We start from the raw sequence: 21,198 nt of genomic DNA on the forward strand, positions 1-21,198 counted from the left end.
CAGTCACCCCTTACCAAGATACATCCCCTCAAAGCCTTCAATATGCTGCTCCCAAATCGGTGGCAGGCCGATAAAGGCTTTGACGGCTTGAATAAACTCGCGCACTAATACCGTTTGTTTGCGATGGGGATAGAGGGCATACAGCGCTGTGCCTTGGTTACATAGCCGGTAATCGGTCAGCAACGGGGTGAGGTTCATGGTTTCGACAGACTGGGTTAAGTTACTGGATGAGATCATCACGTAACCGAGCCCCGCTTGCACGGCATCGAGTAGAGTGCGGACGTCGTTAACCTTGTATCGCCCTTGCATTTTGTAACTGTGCAGATCGGAGGCGTCGGACATTGCCCCTAAGCGCACTGTGTCAATGGTCACTGAGCCGTTGCTGTAGACCACAGAAGGCAGGCGCACCAACTCTTGTGGTGAGCAAGGCTCGCCATGCTGGGCAATGAAGTCATGAGAGGCGAGGATCACCGGGCGAATCTCTGCGATTTTACTGGCGATCAAGCTTGAGTCTTGCAAGATTCCGAGACGAAATGCGACATCAAAATGCTCAGAGATAATGTCTGAGCGTTTGTCGTCCATCAGCAGCGTCACTTCCACCTCTGGGTAACGGCGCATGAACGCGTTGATCACCGGTTGCAAATATTGCTGACCAATGTGCAAAGGCGCCGTAATACGAATGCGTCCTTTGGGCTCAGCATGGTAGGTGTCGGCAATCAGTTTGACGTCTTCTACCGTTTTACGCAGATTATGCGCTTGCTCTAGGATCTCCTCCCCCGCCGGCGTCAACGAAAAGGAACGCGTGGAGCGATTGAGTAACTGCACACCGAGCTCACTCTCAAGCTTTTTAATTTGCTTGGAGAGCGAGGAGTTATCCATATTATGAAGCGCCGCCGCTTTGGTAAATGAGCCTTGCTGCACCACATCGATAAACAGCGCCAATTGATTGACCAGAGACATCCCCCCTCCTCTTGATGTTGAGTAAACTGATTGTTGGGTAAGCAAAGCCTACTCGGGTTTTGTGGCCTTGACCGAACGTTGCCAATGGACCAGCCATTTGTCGAGATGGTTAGCAAATTGCTGCCTATCCGCCTGACTAAGTGGCGGTGGCCCGCCCATCTGGACGCCGCTGCTGCGCATGGTGTCCATAAAATCGCGCATGTTCAAGCGCGCTTTAATGTTTTCTTTGCTGTACATTTCACCGCGCGAGTTGAGCGCCTGTGCGCCTTTAGTGATCACTTCGTCGGCCAAAGGGATGTCACTGGTGATGACCAAATCGCCCGCTTGGCAACGCTTAACAATCTCATTGTCTGCCACATCAAACCCTTGCTGAACTTGCAACATGTTCACCTTTGGTGACGCTGGCGTGCGTATAAACTGGTTCGCGACGAGCGTCACTTCGACGCCAGTGCGTTGCGACGCGCGGTAAAGCACATCGCGGATCACCACAGGACACGCATCCGCATCCACCCATATTTTCATCAAATTGATTGCCTCATTAATTTACGTTATCGCGAATAAAAAGTTATCGCGCGTTATTGGCGAAATTTAACGGCGGTACCGCTAACACTGACCATCATCATACTGCCGCCGCTGCCAATCACTTCGTAATCGATGTCGATACCGACAATACCATCGGCGCCCAGAGACTGCGCGTGTTGCTCCATCTCGGCAAAAGCGATTTCTCGAGCGCGGCCCATTTCTCGCTCGTAAGCACCAGAGCGACCGCCTACGACGTCTCGAATGGCACCAAACATATCTTTGAAGATGTTGGCACCTAATATTGCCTCTCCGACCACAACGCCAAGATAGGCGTCAACAGGTTTGCCCTCAACCACTGAGGTAGTAGTTTTGATCATACGGTTCTCCTTACCTTGCTTAAGTGCCCTTCGCTGACATCAATGGCGCTGCCGCCTAAAGTGTCAAACGGGGTTTGATAAATTCAATGAACGCCGAAATGCGCTTGGCGACGTGGGAAGATTTGTAATACACCGCGTTGACCTGCTCGCGCGCGGTATTTTCCACTCGCCATTCCTCCAACAAAGACACCAAGGCGCCATTCGCCAAATCTTGATTGACCATAAAACCGGAGAGACACGCAATGCCATTCCCCGCGAGTACCAACTGACGCACCGTCTCTCCGTTCGCACTACGAAGCGTCGGCGCGATGGGCTCTAGTCCTTTCAGTGGCCAATGGTTGAGCACTTTCGGCGCCGTAAAACCAATGATCTGGTGAGAGGATAAGTGTGAGACGCGAGTGGGCGTGCCATAACGCGCGAGATAATCTGGCGAAGCGACTATATAGAGTCGGCTTTTGCCGAGCGGACTGGCGTGTAAAGTGGAGTCTTTAAGGTGGCCGATACGAATCGCAACGTCCGTGCGTTTTTCCAGTAAGTCGACATAACCTTCATTGGACGTCAGTTCGAGCTCGATATCGGGATACGCGACTTTAAACGATTGAATCAACGGCACAAGTTGGTGAAACACAAACGGGCTGGCCGCATCAACGCGCAATGGCCCTTTGGGCAACTCACCGCGAGACATCAAATCCGCTTCGGCTTGACCAATCAGCTGTAACCCTTGGCGAACCGAATCGACGAACAGTTTGCCTTCTACCGTAAGCTCAACACGGCGCGTCGTGCGATTAAGGATGGACACACCAAGTTGCTGCTCGATCTTGCTCACCGCACGAGAGACACGCGCCACTTGGATGTTGAGCGCGTCAGCCGCCGCTGAAAAACCGCCGCTATCGACGACACTGAGCAATATTTGTAAATCATCGGAGCGTGTCAGCATGTCAGACCTAAAGTGGTGACTACGAATGCCCAGAGTATAGCGAAGTCCGCGCTGGCTTTACACTGTAAACCCACCACGAACTTGACACGTAGAACGCTAGTCCACCCGCGTGAGCGCAATCAAAATCGCACTTTCAGGATCCAATATCGGCACTGCTAAACCCACTTGATGTAACCACGCGCCGGACAGGGTACAACCTTGTGCTGTCCAAGGGGGCTGACGGCACACCATGGTGTCAAAGTTGAGGGGCTTATCAAGCAAACTGACATGGTATTGAGCACTGTCGTCCAGCCCTGCAAATCTTAATTGGCCGCTCAGTGCATAAGTAGGCATAGCCAGTTGCGCCACTACGGCCACCGCTTGCGATTGATCGTCTGCAACAACGCAGTAGGCTTGGTGCGCACTATCTTCGGTGGGTAAACGCCAGTTAACGCCATGGTGAAGCAGCGGACGAAGCTGCTTATGCAGCGCCACATAACGGGCAAATCCCGCTTTCTCTTGCTCAGGTTCAGAAACGGGATCAAGCTCTATCCCCATGTGACCAAACAGCGCGGTGAGGCCGCGAAACTCGATACTGTGCCTGCGGCGGGTACTGTGACAGTGGCCAGATCCAATATGGCTCCCCATCACTTCTGGCGGGAACAACAAGCTCATGCCGCGTTGAATGGTTTGTCGCTCGAGCGCGTCGTTGTTGTCAGACGTCCAGAATCGATGGGTGCGCTTGAGCACTTCAAAATCAATCCGCCCACCGCCTGCAGCGCAAGATTCGATCTCCACCTGCGGATGGGCAGCGCGCACTTTATCAACCAGTTGATAATACCGCTCGACCTGCTTATGCCCAGCGGCGCGGTCGTGATGAGCCGGTTGGACCACTTCTCGGTTCATGTCCCATTTGATGTAGGCAATCGCATAGTTGGAGAGAAAATGATCCAAACGCTCAAATAGGTAATCAAACGCCTCAGGGTTTTGTAAATCAATCACATATTGATGACGGCCGGTGGGCTGATGATAGCCCTCCACCGCCAGTAACCACTCGGGGTGGCGACGATAGAGATCCGAGTCTTTGTTGATCATTTCAGGTTCAAACCAAAGACCAAACTCCATGCCTAGTTCGTTGACGTGCTTGACGATGTCCGTCAGCCCTTCGGGGTATTTACGCTCATCCAACACCCAATCGCCTAATGCGGCTTTGTCGTTGTTGCGCCCTTTGAACCAACCGTCGTCAATGATGAAACGCTCAACGCCCATACGTGCCGCTTCAGTCGCCATCTGTTTGATGTATTGGGGATCATGATCGAAATAGATCCCCTCCCACGTATTGAGATGGATAGGCCGAGACTGTTGTGTGACTGAACGGGCGACAATCTGCTCTCTCACATGGCGATGGAACTGCTGACTCATGCGGCTCAGCCCTTGCTCACTGTAGGTAGCATAGAGCCAAGGGGTGGATATCGACTCTCCTTCAGCCAGTGCGATTTCGCCCGGTAAATAGAGCGCTTCGGTCTGCATTACGCGCCGCCCATCCGCTTTGACGTCCACTCGCAGGCGGTGATTGCCACTCCATGCCAGATGAAAGCCCCATACGTCACCCGAAAGCTCACCAAAGCCTGGTGTGCCCGCGATTAGCGCCGGGTAGTGCTCATGCGAGGTGCGCCCGCGTCGATTCTCTTGTTGGTAACCACCGTGATGGAGCGTAAGGCGCTCGGTTTGAAATTCATTAACCCAGCGACCATGAAAGGTGAGCAGTTCTTCAGCGCGCCTATCGAGTGGTAAGGTATGAGCAAAGCGCGTCACCCAATAGGGGCCCTGCGCTAAATTAGTGACCGTTTGACGAGTTTTGAGCACGTCATCCTCACCAAGATGCACGTCAATGGTTAAACGCAGCTCAACCTGTGCGTCTTGGTAGATGAGTGTCAGTGAATGTAAGTCATGTTCGCAGTGGGTAAGAGAGAAAACCGGCGCCCACGCTAGACCATGACGGTGTCCTTCAAGGCCAGGCGAGCCAAACGATCCGCGCCCCAGTTCGGGATGCAAAGAGACCGGCACATCCTTATCAAGACGGCCAAACGGCACCGGGCGTTGCAGCGCCAAAGAGGCGTTAGGCAACCCATGCTCTGGACTTAGCAGACGTTTACCCCAGTGCAAGACTTCGGCGACCTCACCGATCTCCACCAGCAGTTGCGTGCGCGACCCGACTAATTCTATGCGTTGCGTTGGCTCCATCATGACATCCTTTGTATGAATTGAGCCGAATATCATAACGCAACCACGCTGTGATTCTGTGAGCAGAGGCAAAAAGATGGAAACGTTTACATTCGCATCCATCCCCTCCTATTTAGCCTAGGCGTTATTACGCTTTTGATGACGGCTTAATACCGGCGTGCTCTCTGGTAGTACAAGGGCGAGGGCTTGCGGTAACACTTCCATCACCACTTCGGGGCAAGAGAGTGGCTCACCATCGAGGTTGATCGGCATAACTTGGCTGGAGAGCCATTCAATGCGCTTGACCTGTTTACGATGAATAAATTGCGTCTCGCCATCGCCTTGCTGCTGAAGCTCACTGAGCACGACAGGGATGTCGGCCGCGCTAAAGGCTTCAATCGATACCGCTTCGAGCAACCCATCATCAATATAGGCATTGGGTGCCAGCTCTTGGCCGCCACCGGCTAGGCGACCGTTGCACACCGCCCCCACCACGACACCGGCTTCGCGCGTATTGTCATCAAAACGAATTGTGCCTTCAAAAGGCTGAAAATTGATCGCCTGCAACAACCCCGACAGCGTGTACGCGCCGCCGCCCAAGAAGTTTTTCAGCGCCACCGGCGTATTGGCGGTCACCTGCGCGCCAAAACCCGCGGTCGCAATATTAATGAAGTGACGCTCGTTGGCTTTGGCGGCATCCACACGGTAACTCTCTCCACTAAGCGCCAGCTTGAGGGCTTGATACGGGGAATCGGTCGGAATATGACAGGCCGTGGCAAAATCATTGGCCGTGCCAAGTGGTAACACCGCCACCTCCAACGCCAGTTGATGTTTGAGAAGTGCATCGACCACTTCATTCACCGTCCCATCACCGCCTCCTGCAATCACCCGGGTGACCTGCTGCTCAGCGGCTTCGCACACGAGGCGCTCAATATCTCCTGCTTCCCATGTTGGCCGTACTTCGAGCGTGTGGCCTTCTTTGCGCAGGGCCATCACCGCATCGCGAATATCTTGTTGCGCCGCTTTTTTTCCGTTGAGTAGTAGTCGAGTGGTCATGTCAGTGTCCTGTAGTTGTCTTGGCAGAGGTGACGCTAAATCCGTAGGCTTATGGCTCGATTATAGAGAATAACATCGCCGACGAAAAAGCCTCACCGGTCAGTTCACCGTTAATTACCCATAATTTTGACAAAAGTTATTTGCAAAAGGTGCTGTTTTTCACAAAAGAATTCAGCTCGATAATGGCCGCCACTGAACACATCATTGAGAATGAAAGTATGCCTATTGCTCTTTTTGCTCTAACCCTCAGTGCGTTTGCCATCGGCACCACTGAATTTGTCATCGTCGGGTTGATCCCAACCATGGCCGCTGACCTATCGGTCTCGCTGCCCTCAGCCGGTCTGCTGGTCAGCTTATACGCCCTTGGCGTTGCCGTCGGCGCACCTGTGCTGACCGCGCTGACGGGAAACTGGCCCCGTAAGACGGTACTATTGACCGTCATGGCCCTGTTTGTCGCGGGTAACCTACTGGCTTGGCAAGCGCCAGGTTACAACACCCTGGTGGCAGCTCGGATCCTAACGGGTCTTGCTCACGGCGTGTTTTTCTCGATTGGCTCGACCATCGCCACAGGTTTGGTGTCCAAAGAGAAAGCCGCCAGCGCCATCGCGATCATGTTTACTGGCCTCACGGTCGCCTTGGTGACGGGAGTGCCTCTTGGCACCTACATCGGTCAGACGTTTGGCTGGCAAGCGACCTTCTTGATCGTCGCCATCTTGGGTCTCATCGCTTGGGTAGGAAGTGCGCTTTTGGTGCCCAGTAATCTGAAACAGCCTCCGGCGACCAAACTCTCCGCACAACTGAGCGTACTGACTCAGCCTCGCTTACTGCTGGTCTATGCGATCACGGCACTGGGTTATGGCGGCACCTTTACCGCGTTCACCTACCTTGCGCCCATTTTGCAGGAAGTGTCCGGCTTTGAAGCCAGCTCTGTCGGCCTCATCATGTTGGTGTATGGCGTGTCTGTCGCGTTTGGCAACATTTGGGGTGGAAAGATGGCCGATACCATGGGGCCCATCAAAGCGCTAACGATCATTTTCACTGGCCTTGGCGCCGTACTTTTGGTGTTCAACTTTGCCGCTTACGAACCGATTGCCGCGGTGGTGACAATTCTTATCTGGGGTGCGTTTGCGTTTGGTAACGTCCCGGGGCTACAAGTGTACGTGGTGAACTTAGCCGAGCGTTATACGCCTGATGCCGTAGACGTCGCCTCCGGACTCAACATCGCGGCCTTTAACGTCGGTATCGCTCTGGGCTCTTGGGGTGGGGGTTTAGTCGTTGAACAAACTGGGCTGATGAACACACCTTGGGTCGGCGCTATTGTTGTCGCTCTGGCACTCCTGCTGACTCGCTTTAGCGGCGCGCTAGACCGCCGAACTCAATGGGCAAAAATCTAACGCCCTCTCGATAACCAAGAGGCTCCACTCTCTTGGCGAGCCATAATGACCAACCAAAAACCAATCAGGCCAGCGTTACGCTGGCCTGATTGGTTTACTTTACTCGCATCACGCGATGTTTAACGTTCGAGAGTTCTATCTCAAGCACCTGAGAGCGCTTCATCTCACTCACTCTCGCTAACTGCTCGCTAGGGTAACCTTTGCGTTTCATCCATTGCATTGGCTCGTTAAAGCTGTCTTCATTGACGATAAACGCCTCACCTTTGTTGCGCCCTGAGAACACATTCACCACCCAGACACGGGACTGGAACTCCAGCACCTCACGCAATTCGGATTTGGTCGACGTCCACCACTGACCGATTGATCCCAACATATGGCTCCTTTGTCCTAGCTCACCCATAACCAAACACCGACACCCATCATTAAGGTGCCCGCTATTCGGTTCATCAATCGGACATTATGCGATTGACCTAGCATGCGTTTCAAGCCTTTACCACCTGTGGCGTAGAGCGTCATGCAAACAAACTCAAACAGCAGAATGATCGATACCAGCACCACCAATTGCGGTGTCAGCGCCACCGATTGATCGATAAAAGGAGGCAGCAGAGAAATCATAAACGCCCAGCCTTTCGGGTTGGCAATCGCGGTCACAAAACCTTGTACCACCAAATCCCAGTCACTGTGAGGGGCTGATTCGACCGTCTCATCAAGATTTAAAGCGAGCTTGCCTCTCGAACGCCACATCTGAATCCCTAAATAGAACAAATAACCGCCCCCGAGCACCTTGAGCGCGGTAAATAGCCATGGGTAATTGAGCATCACCGCGGCGATACCGAGCACCGCCGCCACTGCCACCAAGCCCACGCCGATCAACTCGCCCACCATCATCCACAAGGTACGACGATAACCAATACTCATCCCCAGCGTCAGCGCCAATGTCATGCACATGCCGGGCGTAATAGAGACAAAAAAGAAAGTGGGAATAAACATCCCTAATAAAGCGGTGTTGATCATGAAAAAAGCCTGATGATGTCATTCTATAGGGGTGAGAGTAACAAGATTTTTCTTGCGAGGCTCGACAAAAATGCACCTAAGGTCGCTGTTCACGGCGATTACGCCGACATAGGCAATAAAGTGAATAAAATATGCTTATCTATGCATTTTCTAAATCAATCAAGTGGACACATCGTCTCTATTCCCATGCGGTGAGAAGAAGCCAAGTATTAATGGTCGGGATTTTAACTGTTAAAAACAATAAAAATACGTCAATTAATTTACATTAAGACGTTAACCTGGCGTTAAATACTGACAAATAGCAGTGACCCAGGTCACATCTCCTTATCGTCAGCGCTTTTTCGCTTTCTGATTTTTCATCCTGCCTGCTAACCTCCCTGCCCGCCTTAAAGTGAATTTTAGGCGCATAACTATAAGGAGTGTTCACTATGAATACCAAGAAACCCATGTCGCTAACCGGCCGAGTGATTTTCGGTATGGTTGCAGGTATCTTGACAGGATTTGCAATTCGCACCCTCTTTGCCGACAACGGATTTGTCGACACATACATCGTCAATGGACTGTTTGAAGTTGGTGGCCAAATATTTGTTGCCAGCTTAAAAATGCTTGTTGTTCCTCTCGTTTTTGTTTCACTGGTGTGTGGCACAAGCTCACTGAAAGATCTTTCTACACTGGGCCGCATGGGCGGCAAAACCTTAGGGTTTTACATTGTCACCACGGCGGTTGCCATCACGCTTGCGCTGACCATGGGTAACCTGTTCCAACCAGGTGCAGGCGCTGATCTTACGGCAGCAAGCTCATTCCAGTCCGCCGAAGCACCATCACTGGGCCAGGTGATCATTAACATGTTCCCGACCAACCCAATCAGCGCAATGGCAGAAGGTAAAACTCTGCAAGTGATCGTGTTTGCGGTGTTATTTGGCGTTGCCATCAGCGCGGCGGGCAAGCCAGGTGAGCGCATTGCGGCGTTCTTCTCTGATCTCAATGAAGTGATCATGAAACTGGTGGCGATTTTGATGAACTTGGCGCCGTTTGGCGTGTTCTTCTTGATGGCGAAACTGTTTACTGGTCTGGGCCTTAGCGCCATCATCAATTTGGCGGAGTACTTCCTTGTCCTTGCTGGCACCTTGATTTTGCACGGTTTAGTCACTTACAGCGTGATGCTGAAAGGCTTCACCGGTCTGAGTCCAATCACCTTCTTGAAGAAGATGGAAGACGCGGTCATGTTTGCGTTTTCGACCGCATCGTCAAATGCCACCATTCCGGTCACGATGGAAACGGTGAAAAACCGCATGGGCGTGGAAAACCGCGTCTCCTCATTCACGGTGCCGCTAGGCGCGACAGTGAACATGGATGGTACGGCCATCATGCAAGGTGTCGCGACAGCCTTTATCGCACAAGCCTTTAACATCGACCTCACCATGGGTGACTACTTGATGGTAATCATGACCGCAACACTGGCGTCTATCGGCACAGCAGGCGTACCAGGTGTTGGTCTCGTGATGCTGGCGATGGTCCTTAACCAAGTCGGTCTGCCGCTGGAAGGTATCGCCCTTATCATGGGTGTCGACCGCTTGCTGGATATGATCCGTACCGCCGTCAACATTACCGGTGATAGCGCAGTGACGGTCATCGTCGCGAAATCGGAAGACGCACTGGATGAGACACGCTTTAACGACCCTCAAGCGGGCGTAAAAGAGGAAGAGGTTCATCTCAAGCAGGTTGAAGCCTAACCGCTCATCTCGCGGACCTTGGGCAATGAAAGTACGCCAAAAGCCTCAAACCTCGGTTTGAGGCTTTTGCTTTCTCATCTACCCATTTAGTCAAACGTCGACAATAACTCATTCAAATTCAGGCATATCCAATCTATCTCACACATCCCCATCTGATAACTCTTTAAAATAGGGACTCAACATTCTCGCTATCTTTCTATAACAACTCTTTCAAGGAGTGAAAGTATGAAATTGCATTGGTCAGCCCTATTTGCCCTTTTGTTGCTCCCTTTTCCGACCCTTGCTTCCACCGCCCATGACACACTGCCTCTTACCCAATCGACCATAGGTTACGCCGCGCTGCTGATCTTTGCGATGGCCTATACCTTGGTGATGCTCGAAGAGTACTTGCAGCTGAGAAAGTCCAAACCGGTCTTGTTGGCTGCGGGTATCATTTGGGCCATGATTGGCTACGTCTATTCTCAGCACGATCAGATAGAGGTCGCCAAAGCCGCGCTGGAACATAACCTGCTCGAATACGCTGAGCTGTTACTGTTCTTATTGGTCGCCATGACCTACATCAGCGCGATGGAAGAACGTCGACTGTTTGATGCGCTGCAAGCATGGATGGTGGGCAAAGGCTTTAATTTCCGCGCGCTGTTTTGGCTGACCGGGATACTCGCCTTCTTTATCTCACCGATTGCCGATAACTTAACCACCGCACTGCTAATGTGCGCCGTTGTACTGAAAGTGGCGGGCAATAACCCTAAATTCATCAATTTAGCCTGTATTAATATCGTTATTGCCGCCAACGCAGGCGGCGCTTTTAGCCCATTTGGTGACATTACCACCCTGATGGTGTGGCAGGCGGGGCATGTCTCCTTTGCTGAGTTTATGCCGCTGTTTGTCCCTTCACTGATCAACTACATTATTCCGGCATTCATCATGTCGCTGTTTGTGCCCAATAGTAAGCCAAACGTGGTACATGAGCACATTGAGCTCAAACGCGGCGCGCGCCGTATTGTCGGGCTGTTTATTCTGACGATCGCGACGGCAGTGGCCTTTCATGCGGTGCTGCACTTCCCACCGGTGATGGGCATGATGATGGGGCTCGCCTATTTGCAGTTTTTTGGCTTTTTTCTTCGAAAAACCCTCAAGACCTCGTTACACAAAAAAGCCGCGCGCGCGATTGCGAACCGTGATGATTACGCACTCAAGCGCCTCGGGTCTGTCGTCCCGTTTGATGTGTTTCGCCGCGTCTCTCACGCGGAGTGGGACACCTTATTGTTCTTCTACGGCGTCGTGATGTGTGTGGGAGGGCTAAGTTTGCTCGGCTACTTAGGCGTGATTTCTGAGGTGATGTACACCCAGTGGGATCCCATGTGGGCCAACGTCATGGTGGGGATTCTCTCAGCCATCGTCGATAACATTCCTGTGATGTTCGCGGTACTCACCATGGAGCCGAGTATGTCGATGGGTAACTGGCTACTGGTCACACTGACCGCCGGTGTCGGTGGTAGCTTACTCTCAATAGGGTCTGCGGCGGGGGTAGCCTTGATGGGGGCGGCGCACGGTAAGTACACCTTCTTTGGTCACCTCAAATGGATGCCGGTTATTGCGCTTGGTTATATCGCGAGTATCGTCTGCCACATGGCGCTCAATGGGGGCTTGTTCTAACGTTTTAACGTTCTAAACGCTCTAGCGCGCGTAACAGACAAAATTAAGGCTTCACTGGCAAAGGCTGCGCACCGCGCTTTTGCCAGATGCTCGCCAACTGATATTTCGCGCACACGCTGCACGTCAGCAATTCATTGTTGCCGTGGATACGCATCACGATGTCTTCTCGCTGCTCTTTTGAGTTGTTGCGCATTTGGATGAACAACTGATTGCCCTCGACATTAAAACTCTTTTCTAAGTTCGGTTGCCCCGCTTTAATAAAGGTCACCATCGCATTATTAAAGCGCAGCACGTCGTCGTTGTACTGGTTTTCGTATTCACCGACAAACTCATAGGTTTGCTTGTTGAGGTAACGCTCAGCGTCATCTTCTGAACAGCCGACAAGAACCAGTGACGCCAGCAGTACCCTCATCCCCCAATTGCATTGTCGACCAACCATAACCTTACCTCGTACTTTCCAATTTCAAGAGAGACGCCTTACGCTCCACGCCCCCCGCATAACCCGTTAATTTGCCACTCTTACCTATTACGCGATGACAAGGCACAATGATCGAAATAGGGTTTTTCCCGTTCGCCGCCCCCACCGCGCGCACCGCTTTAGGGTTGCCTATGGCATCGGCGAGTTGCTGATAGCTCCACGTTTTACCAAAAGGTATCGTCGTTAGCGCTTGCCAAACTTGACGTTGAAATGGCGTGCCCTGCGCGGCGAGAGGCAGGTCAAAACTGTCACGCTGATTGGCAAAGTACTGCTCTAACTGTTTGATTGCTTTAGTCAGTATAGGATCAGAATCGCTGCGCTGGCCTAAATTTTCTGGCTGAGTAGTCTGTGTTTCAAACCACGCTCCAGTCAACCCCTCACGAGTGGCTTGTAAAACCATCTCACCGAGAGGACTGGTCATGGTGGTGTAGACGTATTGAGTTTGCTCGTTGTGCGTGGTCATGCATGGCTCCAACAATGAAAAGTGGCGTAGCTCCCCCAAGGGGCGACGCGTGTCGAGGTGAGAGAAGGAAAGCGCGCCAACGCTTTTTTCACCACCAGATCCGTATCAAGAAAGCAGTTCGCTTGCGACGCGCCGCGCAGTTTGGCGTAGTTGACTGTCCAAGGGCCGATGCCTTTCAAGGTGAGCCACTCATCGGGCTCTGCCTGAGGTTGTTCTAGCATAAACTGGGCAAACCGCGAGAGGGTCTCCTTGCGACTTTGCGGCATTTTCAAAAACGCCAAATCGGCACTCGCCACCTCGGCCGGCGTTGGAAAGTGAGTGACGCCGCCTGGTTGGAGGGTCGAGGCCAATAAATTAAGCTGTCCAATCGCCGCTTTGATGGACACTTGCTGACCCAAAATCGCCCTCACGCCCGCCTCCCAACAATCCCAGACACCGGGAATTCGCAGCCCAGAACACTTAACCAATGACGACTCTATCGCCGTCAAATGCGCTTCGACCGCGGTGATGTCGGTGTCCAAATCAAACATGCGTCTTAGCTGAGTCACTAAAGGGCGTAGCAAGCGTGTGTCCTCAAGCTCAAACTCTACCCTCATCACGCCCAGTTTATGGGGATAAATGCAAATATGAGCGTGATGATGACCGACAGTGACAACGCGCGAATAATGGCGGTCACTGACCTGCTCTAATCCCTCTATTGCGCGCAAACGATAAAAATCCAGCATTTGCGACCAATCCAGTGGGCCTTTGTACGCAAGATCAATCACAGAGTGCGATTGGGCATCACTGCCTTGCCGACGCACTTGGCTCGGCGTTAGTTTCAGCACCTGTTTAAACGCGTCGTTGAAGCGCCGCACGCTTTGAAATCCACTGGCAAACGCAATCGCCCCAATCGGCATCGAGCTCGAGTGGAGCAGTTGTTTGGCAAACAGCAGCTGAGTCGATTGCAGGTATTGTTTCGGTGACATCCCTAAGTATTTTTCGAACAGCTTGCGCAAATAGCGATCGCTGATCCCCAGACGCTCGGATAAATGAGGTAATCCCTTACTGTCTACCTCACCTTGCTCAATCAGAGTGATGGCACGTTGAAATGTGGTTTCCACCCCTTTCCATGCCCACGAACTCGGCGCACTGTCCGGTCGACAGCGTAGGCATGGCCGAAAGCCCGCCTGCAATGCTTGGGCGCGCTCAAGAAAGTAGGTGACGTTTTCCTCTTTCGGTAAGTTGGCTGGGCATATCGGACGACAGAAAATACCCGTTGTTATGACGCCAATGTAGAACTGACCGTCAAAACGCGCATCTCGGCTTAACCTCGCTTGCTGGCATTCGTGCACACTCAATGGGCCGAGCATCGCCATCGGCGATGACACGCCCTGTCCTTTTTCACCTGTGGTCATTATTCCATTGCTCTCTTGGCGCTAAGTCATAGAGAAAGTCTAACGGTTTGCACACGCAATACTAGCCATTTTCGGAACTCAACCTTGTCAACTTTTGGATGAAAACTTTGGGATGAAGATCTTGGCGAAAGTGCGAACCTCATCTAAATTAAAAGATGAACAATAAAAATAAGGTAGTTGGCTATGAATTTACACACTTGCACGATTGTCCTAAAGGACAACATCACCATGATCTGCGACAGCGTCGAACAATCGCTCGGTTACATCGACTCGCATGGCGCAGCCAATATTGACCACATTCTGATTGATGCCTCCGACGGGGCGCATGTGCAGTCGTTCCATCATTTGAGCGTTGAAGAGTCCATCGAAAGCCTGATGAATCTCTGAATGGCCTCTAGTTGTTGAGAGAGTGACTCATTCAAAAAAATTGAATGAGTCACTCAGTTTTCTCCGCTTATCCTTTCTCTGACATAGCGATAGACTGGTTATCAACTAGCCGAGCTAGACACACTTAACCGTTCTGCGATTCGTGTTTAGAGTTTAAGAACCTCATTGAAAGGATAAAATTATGGCACAGACACTCGTTCTAAAATCCAGTATCTTGGGTGAGCACTCTCAGTCAAACCAAATCATTGACAAGGTGCTAGAGGGAAAATCAGGCATCATCGAGCGTGATTTGGCCGCCAACCCAATCCCTGTTCTTGACCTTAACGTCGCTACTGCGCTTCGTAGCCCAGCAGAAGATTTATCTGACGAGCTCAAAGCAGTGCTCGCACTTTCGAACCAGTTGATCGATGAAATCAAAGCGGCCGATCAGATCGTGATTGGCGCGCCAATGTACAACTTCTTGATCCCGACTCAACTGAAGAACTACTTCGACTTGATTGCTCGTGTGGGCGTCACGTTCAGCTACACGGAAAACGGTCCTGTTGGCCTACTTGAAAACAAAAAAGTCGTGGTGGTCACAACACGCGGTGGTCTACACAAAGATTCACCTCGTAACTCGATTGAAAGTTACCTCACCACGATTCTTGGCTTTATCGGCCTTACCGACGTTGAGTTTGTTTACGCAGAAGCACTCAACATGGGTGATGAGCCAGCTGCAGAAGCTCGTGAGCAAGCACTTACTCAATTGGCTGAGCTCGTATAACCCGACTTTCTCGATTGCTAGACACAAAAAAACCTCGACGCTTCACTTAATCGGATCGTCGAGGTTTTTCTTTTCTATCGAGCTCGTTTCTTAACAAACCGTTTTAATCCATCCCGATTCAAGCTATTCCGTTTCAACCACTCAGGCCTACTCGTCTACCGGCCAATCCGCCATCTGCTGAAAGCTGAACGCCGTGACAGGATCGATGGTTTTCACCAACTTCTCTACCTGACTGATGGCATCAATCGACGTGCTCGCCTTGCGATAACTCAAGTAGATCGGACGATACCACTCTGCCACGTCATCCACTTTGACCAATTGCCCGCTGGCTAAGAAGGGCTCGACAAGAGAGGTCGGTAAGTAAGCACTTCCTCCCTTTTCAAGGATGAAGTCTAAAGCGATGCGCGCCGTTGAAGTACGTAGATAAGGCGCTGGGATTTTAGGGTGACGCTCAGCATGTTCAGAGGCAAACTTAGTGCCCCAATCGACATACACGTACTTGTCTTCCAGCACTTGATCCACGGTGCCCTCTGAGGTCGAAACCAAGACCAACACCACATCCGCGACTTTTTTACAATTGAGCTCATCGGCTTTGATTTGGTCAAAGGCGAACGCCATATCCAAGGTACGTTCTTGCAAACTGCGATTGAGTGCTTCTCTGCCCATGATTTCAGCCATAAAGCCATAACCACTGAAGGCATCCGTGATGAGGCTTAAGCCATTTTGCAGATACGCATCCCACACGTTTGGCGTCCCGCCTAGGGTCAGTTGCAGTGCTTTGCCATTTTCTAGGGAGAGCTCTAATTTCGCCTGCTGCAAGGAGCTGACCATCACTTCCGCGTAGCCAATCAAGCGCTCACCGGCGGAAGTCAGTTTGATGTTGTTGCGATCACGGATGAAGAGTTGCGTATCAAAATAGCTTTCCAATTGCTTAATACGTGCGCTAACCGCAGCTTGAGTGATGTACAGGTTTTCCGCCGCACGACCAAAGTGGCGTACATTGGCCAATTCTAAAAAGGTTCTGAAGACTTTAACGTCCATTAATATTCCTCAAAGTGCAAGCGTTCAAGCCTACCAAATCTTGCCATTAAGCAAACCATTGAATGGGCAAAATGTTACCTTAAAACCATAAAAATGTTTAATAGTGACAATAAAAAAGTTTTGTTTTCCTTTTGCTAACTTTGCGCCTAATTTTCGATCTGTACCGCTTAGGTCATTTATCAATTGTAGGTTACAGAGGCTACCACAATGTCTGACACTGAATTTCGTCACGGCAAAAAACGTTTTTACGACAACACTAAGTTTCCACGCGGCTTTGCTAAGTCTGGTGATTTTACGCTCGCTGAAGAAGAAATCCTAACCCTCTATGGTGACACCATGTTGGGCTTGGAGAACGGCGATCTCTCACCTGAAAACGCAGAAGAAAAGCATTTCGTAAAAGTTATCGAAAACCCTGGAAAAGCGAAAACCAAGCTGGAACGTGTGTGGTTAAAATACGTTCAACTCGCTCGTGGTCGTAAACGCTTTCACACCCTAAATGGTCGTTCAAAACCAGATGGCAATGTGGAAGATTACGCCGATGATGTGAGCTTGGTGGAAGAAGATTAATCTCGACCCGCAAGCACAGAATAACAAAACCCAGATTGGCAACAATCTGGGTTTTAACTTTTCTGCGGCTCGGCTATTTGGCCAAAGAGGCGACCTTTTTCAAGAAGCTGTCTCTTAGATGCTCTTGGTCATACTCCAAATGATAGGTGTTGTGGAAACCGATTTTGAGTTCAACGCCGTTACCGCGTAGAAAGACGTTGTAGCCATCATAGTCGGAAAACGCTTCGACCCCTTCATACATCTTGCCAAACTCGGTCGGCGTACCGCGCGCCATTACCATCTCGTAAGCCTGCAATACTTTGGTCGGATCCAGTTCGTTTTTCATCGCTGACCCTCCTGTTATGTTCTCATTTCAAGTATGGCTCTGTGTGTACAATTTAGCCACTGGAGAACGCCAGTGACATCACGCTTTCTCTATTTACTCTTGAGGCGCTAGGGAAGATCAAACAGCAACGCTTTGACGTTGTCAGCGCCGCGGTTGATGAGCGTGATTCGAGAGGTGGACTCTACCTTTGCACCATCTCCCCCTTGTAGGGGATTCCCGTCAACCTCTAACGTGCCGTCGATTTGGTGCACATACACCTTACGATCAGCGCCAAGCGCGTACTCCAGCGATTCCCCCGGTAATAAAATCAGCTGATGTAGTTGGGCATCTTGTTTAATATGTAAGGTACCCGCCTCGCCTGTGGGCGTCGCGATGGTCGTTAACCCAGGCGCTTGACCAAAGTCTTTTTGCTGATAACCAGGCGTTTGACCGAAAGTGTGCGGCTCAATCCAAATTTGCAAGAAGCGCAATGCATCGGTTTTCGACGCATTGTATTCACTGTGATAGATGCCTTTTCCCGCCGACATCAATTGGAACTCACCCGCAGGCAGTGACTTAATATTGCCTTCACTGTCTTTATGTTCGATGGTGCCCTCAAGAACGTAGCTGATGATTTCCATATCTCGGTGACCGTGGGTATCAAACCCCGCGCCGGGTGCCACTTCATCGTCATTGATGACGCGCAGCGCGGAAAAACCCATCTGCTGCGGATCGTAATAGTGGCCAAATGAAAACGTGTGTTTGCTGTCGAGCCAACCAAAATTGGCGCGGCCGCGATCGTGTGCGTGTCTCACTGTGATCATGACATTACTCCTCTTTCTTTTCTCCTAGATTAAGAGATGCTTGCGCTCACAAACAGCGGATAAATTTGGCTTAATAGTTCGAAATTTTTGATGAAGCAGGCGTAAAGTAATCCTTGTCCTATCGACAAATTGTTTTTGTTGGACACCAGGGGGCGTTTGTCCGTTAATGCGCTCGTCGCGATAACCCGGTCATCAAATTAAGCCCGCGACTCGTATGATTTCTAACTACACTGAAGTCATGTTTTATTCTTTATCTTTGTGAGACTTGATGTGGAAAATTCTTCCAAACTCGACCGCGTTCGCGCTGACTACAATGTTCAACACTGGAGCCAAGGCTTTTACGGTATCGATAACCAAGGTGAGGTGTATGTGTCACCTGCGCTTGGTCAAGATCACCAAGTGCCACTGAGCAAAATTGTCGCTCAACTCGAACAAAAACAGCTTAATTTGCCGGTACTGGTCCGCTTCCCTCAGATCCTGCATCAACGTGTGCACGGCATCTGTGACGCATTCAACCAAGCGATTGATGAGTACCAATACCCGAATAAATACTTGCTGGTTTACCCGATCAAAGTGAACCAACAAAAAGAAGTGGTCGATGAGATCCTTGCCAGCCAAGCGCAACTAGAGACCAAACAACTTGGCCTAGAAGCGGGCAGTAAGCCTGAACTTTTGGCGGTACTGGCATTGGCACAAAAAGCGAGCTCAGTGATCGTCTGCAACGGCTATAAAGACAGAGAGTACATTCGCCTAGCGCTGATCGGTGAAAAACTGGGTCACAAAGTCTTCATCGTGCTTGAGAAAATGTCCGAGCTGGACTTAGTGCTTAAAGAAGCGAAAAGTCTTGGCGTTAAACCGCGCATGGGCATTCGTATTCGCCTGGCCTCTCAAGGTGCGGGGAAATGGCAATCAAGTGGCGGTGACAAATCGAAGTTTGGTCTAGCGGCATCACAAGTGCTTAGCGTGATTGATAGGCTAACGAAAGAGAACCAATTGGACTCTTTGCAACTGGTGCATTTCCACTTGGGCTCGCAGATGGCGAACATCCGCGATATTCGTAATGGTGTCAATGAATCGGCGCGCTTCTACTGTGAACTGCGCGGCATGGGTGCCAACATTCAATATTTCGATATTGGTGGCGGACTCGCGGTGGACTACGACGGCACACGTAGCCAATCCACCAGCTCGATGAACTATGGCTTGATTGAATATGCGCGCAACATCGTCAACACGGTTGGGGATGTGTGCACGCAGTACGAACAACCCATGCCGACGATCATTTCCGAATCGGGTCGCTCACTTACCGCCCATCACGCGGTACTGATCACCAACGTGATCGGCACAGAAGCCTACCAGCCGGAAGTGGTCAATGAGCCAGAACTTGATGACCCACTGCTGCTACAAAACATGTGGCGCAACTGGGAAAGTTTGCAAGATGGCAGTGATGCGCGTGCATTAATTGAAATTTACAACGATACGCAAAGCGACCTTGCCGAAGTGCATTCGCTATTTGCTGCGGGGGTGTTGAACCTGCACCAGCGCGCTTGGGCAGAGCAGATGTCATTGCGTATTTACTACGAGCTCAGCCGATTGATGAGCACCAAAAACCGCTTCCATCGCCCTATTTTGGACGAACTGAGTGAGCGTTTGGCGGATAAGTTCTTCATCAACTTTTCGCTGTTTCAATCGCTACCTGACGCTTGGGGTATTGATCAGGTGTTCCCTGTCCTACCTCTGTCAGGGCTTGAGAATGTCGAAGACCGCCGCGCGGTGATGCTCGACATCACCTGTGACTCAGACGGTACTGTCGATCAGTACGTCGATGGTCAAGGCATTGAGACGACTCTCCCTGTTCCGGCATGGAGCAAAGATAAGCCGTACTTTATGGGCTTTTTCTTGGTCGGTGCCTACCAAGAGATCTTGGGTGATATGCACAACTTATTCGGTGACACGCACAGTGCGGTCGTGACCGTAGATGACAATGGTGAACCTATCATCGAGCGTATTGATGAGGGCGATACTGTAGAAGATATGATGCGCTACGTGCATATTGATGTCGATAACATCCGTGAGCACTACCGTGAACTGGTCACGCAGCGCGTCAGTGAACAAGAACAGCAAAGCGTATTGCAAGAACTTGAGCAAGGCTTAAGTGGCTATACCTATTTAGAGGATTTCTAAGTGAACGATTTGTTTAGCAAAATCGATTATTCGCTCTACTCCAACGCGATGACCTTTTGTCGTCGCCCTTATATGCGCGACCCTATCGGCAGTGATGCCGATTTGGTTATCCTCGGCGTACCTTTAGATATGGCGACGTCAGGACGACCTGGCGCGCGTATGGGCCCTGACGCCATTCGTCGTGCCTCGGTCAACTTGGCTTGGGAAAGCAAAAAGTTCCCATGGGATTTCAACGTGTTCAAACGTGCTAACGTGATTGACGCGGGTGATTTGGTGTTCGACTGCGGCGACGCTGAAGACTTCACTTACCGCCTTGAAGCAGCGACCAGTGAAATTTTGCGTGATGGTAAAACCATGTTGGCACTGGGCGGTGACCATTTTGTCACCTTACCCATCTTGCGCGCCTACGCGAAGCATCACGGTGAAATGGCGCTCGTCCACTTTGACGCGCACACCGACACCTACGCGAACGGCAGCTCATACGATCATGGCACTATGTTCTATCATGCGCCAAAAGAAGGGTTGATTTCGCCTAAACACTCAGTACAAATTGGTATTCGTACGGAATACAAAAAGCAAGATCATGGCTTTAACGTCATCAATGCGATGGAAGCCAATGAACTGAGCGCGAGTGAGATTGTTGCACAAGTGCGAGACATCGTCGGCGACAAACCAGTGTATGTGACTTTTGACATCGACTGTTTAGACCCTGCTTTTGCACCCGGTACAGGCACCCCTGTATGTGGCGGTCTGAACTCTGATAAAGTGCTGAAAATCATCCGCGGTTTTGCCGGTATGAACATCGTCGGTATGGACGTCGTAGAAGTGTCTCCTCCCTACGACCACGCAGACCTCACCTCACTCGCGGGCGCCACCATCGCACTAGAGTTGATGTACGCTTGGGCAGCCAATCACATCGAAGAATAACAACATCACTGACCA

General features: G+C 51.0%; 22 protein-coding genes. 8 read left to right on the forward strand and 14 right to left on the reverse strand.

What is annotated here, in order from left to right:
• Positions 1–3: 3 nt before the first annotated feature.
• The 6 genes from AC6R1A_RS08130 to yegS form a co-directional block, all read right to left on the reverse strand.
• Complete coding sequence (locus AC6R1A_RS08130) at positions 4–960, reverse strand: LysR family transcriptional regulator (RefSeq protein WP_500630925.1); 957 nt, start codon at positions 958–960, stop codon at positions 4–6.
• Between the two features lie 48 nt (positions 961–1,008).
• Positions 1,009–1,482, reverse strand: a complete 474-nt coding sequence (locus tag AC6R1A_RS08135; protein WP_334553165.1) for a YaiI/YqxD family protein — start codon at positions 1,480–1,482, stop codon at positions 1,009–1,011.
• Positions 1,483–1,535: 53 nt separating this feature from the next.
• Positions 1,536–1,859 (reverse strand): heavy metal-binding domain-containing protein, encoded by a 324-nt coding sequence (locus AC6R1A_RS08140; protein ID WP_334553164.1) that lies wholly within the window; start codon positions 1,857–1,859, stop codon positions 1,536–1,538.
• 55 nt (positions 1,860–1,914) lie between these two features.
• Complete coding sequence (locus AC6R1A_RS08145; RefSeq protein WP_500634180.1) at positions 1,915–2,796, reverse strand: LysR family transcriptional regulator; 882 nt, start codon at positions 2,794–2,796, stop codon at positions 1,915–1,917.
• A gap of 96 nt (positions 2,797–2,892) precedes the next feature.
• The gene (locus AC6R1A_RS08150) at positions 2,893–5,019 is read right to left on the reverse strand and encodes an alpha-galactosidase (RefSeq protein WP_500634188.1); all 2,127 of its coding nucleotides are present in this window, start codon (positions 5,017–5,019) and stop codon (positions 2,893–2,895) included.
• A 117-nt stretch (positions 5,020–5,136) separates the two neighbouring features.
• A complete protein-coding gene (gene yegS / locus AC6R1A_RS08155) occupies positions 5,137–6,054 on the reverse strand; it encodes a lipid kinase YegS (RefSeq protein ID WP_500634179.1) in 918 nt (305 codons plus the stop codon).
• A gap of 218 nt (positions 6,055–6,272) precedes the next feature.
• On the opposite strand from yegS, the gene AC6R1A_RS08160 reads away from it, so the two are divergent.
• Complete coding sequence (locus AC6R1A_RS08160) at positions 6,273–7,448, forward strand: MFS transporter (RefSeq protein ID WP_500625561.1); 1,176 nt, start codon at positions 6,273–6,275, stop codon at positions 7,446–7,448.
• A 94-nt stretch (positions 7,449–7,542) separates the two neighbouring features.
• On the opposite strand, the gene AC6R1A_RS08165 is transcribed toward AC6R1A_RS08160, so the two are convergent.
• Together AC6R1A_RS08165 and AC6R1A_RS08170 are read right to left on the reverse strand one after the other, a co-directional pair.
• Complete coding sequence (locus AC6R1A_RS08165) at positions 7,543–7,821, reverse strand: hypothetical protein (protein ID WP_334553157.1); 279 nt, start codon at positions 7,819–7,821, stop codon at positions 7,543–7,545.
• A gap of 14 nt (positions 7,822–7,835) precedes the next feature.
• On the reverse strand, positions 7,836–8,459 hold the full coding sequence (locus AC6R1A_RS08170; RefSeq protein WP_500625560.1) for a LysE family translocator: 624 nt from the start codon (positions 8,457–8,459) through the stop codon (positions 7,836–7,838).
• A gap of 431 nt (positions 8,460–8,890) precedes the next feature.
• Between AC6R1A_RS08170 and AC6R1A_RS08175 the strand changes: the two genes are divergently transcribed.
• Positions 8,891–10,195 carry a dicarboxylate/amino acid:cation symporter gene (locus AC6R1A_RS08175; protein ID WP_500634178.1) on the forward strand — a complete coding sequence of 435 codons (1,305 nt, stop codon included), beginning with the start codon at positions 8,891–8,893 and terminating at the stop codon, positions 10,193–10,195.
• Between the two features lie 225 nt (positions 10,196–10,420).
• Positions 10,421–11,851, forward strand: a complete 1,431-nt coding sequence (gene nhaD, locus AC6R1A_RS08180) for a sodium:proton antiporter NhaD (protein WP_500625430.1) — start codon at positions 10,421–10,423, stop codon at positions 11,849–11,851.
• A gap of 43 nt (positions 11,852–11,894) precedes the next feature.
• On the opposite strand, the gene AC6R1A_RS08185 is transcribed toward nhaD, so the two are convergent.
• From AC6R1A_RS08185 to AC6R1A_RS08195, 3 genes are read right to left on the reverse strand one after another with little or no spacing between them, the layout of a single operon-like run.
• On the reverse strand, positions 11,895–12,290 hold the full coding sequence (locus AC6R1A_RS08185) for a hypothetical protein (RefSeq protein WP_500634177.1): 396 nt from the start codon (positions 12,288–12,290) through the stop codon (positions 11,895–11,897).
• 4 nt (positions 12,291–12,294) lie between these two features.
• Positions 12,295–12,792 carry a methylated-DNA--[protein]-cysteine S-methyltransferase gene (locus AC6R1A_RS08190; protein WP_500634176.1) on the reverse strand — a complete coding sequence of 166 codons (498 nt, stop codon included), beginning with the start codon at positions 12,790–12,792 and terminating at the stop codon, positions 12,295–12,297.
• The gene (locus AC6R1A_RS08195) at positions 12,789–14,189 is read right to left on the reverse strand and encodes an AlkA N-terminal domain-containing protein (RefSeq protein ID WP_500634175.1); all 1,401 of its coding nucleotides are present in this window, start codon (positions 14,187–14,189) and stop codon (positions 12,789–12,791) included. The genes AC6R1A_RS08190 and AC6R1A_RS08195 overlap by 4 nt, the downstream gene beginning before the upstream one ends.
• 183 nt (positions 14,190–14,372) lie before the next feature.
• Between AC6R1A_RS08195 and AC6R1A_RS08200 the strand changes: the two genes are divergently transcribed.
• Positions 14,373–14,576: a hypothetical protein gene (locus AC6R1A_RS08200; RefSeq protein WP_334553147.1), complete on the forward strand. Its 204-nt coding sequence runs from the start codon at positions 14,373–14,375 to the stop codon at positions 14,574–14,576.
• A gap of 181 nt (positions 14,577–14,757) precedes the next feature.
• Positions 14,758–15,339: an FMN-dependent NADH-azoreductase gene (locus tag AC6R1A_RS08205; protein ID WP_500630934.1), complete on the forward strand. Its 582-nt coding sequence runs from the start codon at positions 14,758–14,760 to the stop codon at positions 15,337–15,339.
• Between the two features lie 147 nt (positions 15,340–15,486).
• Here the strand turns inward: AC6R1A_RS08205 and AC6R1A_RS08210 are convergent, their stop codons facing one another.
• Positions 15,487–16,380, reverse strand: coding sequence for a LysR family transcriptional regulator (locus tag AC6R1A_RS08210; protein ID WP_500634174.1), 894 nt, complete (start codon positions 16,378–16,380; stop codon positions 15,487–15,489).
• 207 nt (positions 16,381–16,587) lie between these two features.
• On the opposite strand from AC6R1A_RS08210, the gene AC6R1A_RS08215 reads away from it, so the two are divergent.
• Positions 16,588–16,947, forward strand: coding sequence for a MaoP family protein (locus AC6R1A_RS08215; protein ID WP_334553142.1), 360 nt, complete (start codon positions 16,588–16,590; stop codon positions 16,945–16,947).
• A 73-nt stretch (positions 16,948–17,020) separates the two neighbouring features.
• On the opposite strand, the gene AC6R1A_RS08220 is transcribed toward AC6R1A_RS08215, so the two are convergent.
• Positions 17,021–17,272 (reverse strand): DUF3081 domain-containing protein, encoded by a 252-nt coding sequence (locus tag AC6R1A_RS08220; protein ID WP_487902985.1) that lies wholly within the window; start codon positions 17,270–17,272, stop codon positions 17,021–17,023.
• Positions 17,273–17,379: 107 nt separating this feature from the next.
• Positions 17,380–18,075 (reverse strand): pirin family protein, encoded by a 696-nt coding sequence (locus AC6R1A_RS08225; protein WP_500630936.1) that lies wholly within the window; start codon positions 18,073–18,075, stop codon positions 17,380–17,382.
• Between the two features lie 258 nt (positions 18,076–18,333).
• Here AC6R1A_RS08225 and speA point away from each other — a divergent pair, with 258 nt between their 5' ends.
• Both speA and speB read left to right on the forward strand, forming a co-directional pair.
• Positions 18,334–20,256 (forward strand): biosynthetic arginine decarboxylase, encoded by a 1,923-nt coding sequence (gene speA / locus AC6R1A_RS08230; RefSeq protein WP_500632694.1) that lies wholly within the window; start codon positions 18,334–18,336, stop codon positions 20,254–20,256.
• The gene (gene speB / locus AC6R1A_RS08235) at positions 20,257–21,183 is read left to right on the forward strand and encodes an agmatinase (RefSeq protein ID WP_500632695.1); all 927 of its coding nucleotides are present in this window, start codon (positions 20,257–20,259) and stop codon (positions 21,181–21,183) included.
• Positions 21,184–21,198 lie beyond the last annotated feature (15 nt).

This window comes from Vibrio sp. R10-SG3-ISO3 (genome assembly GCF_059834225.1).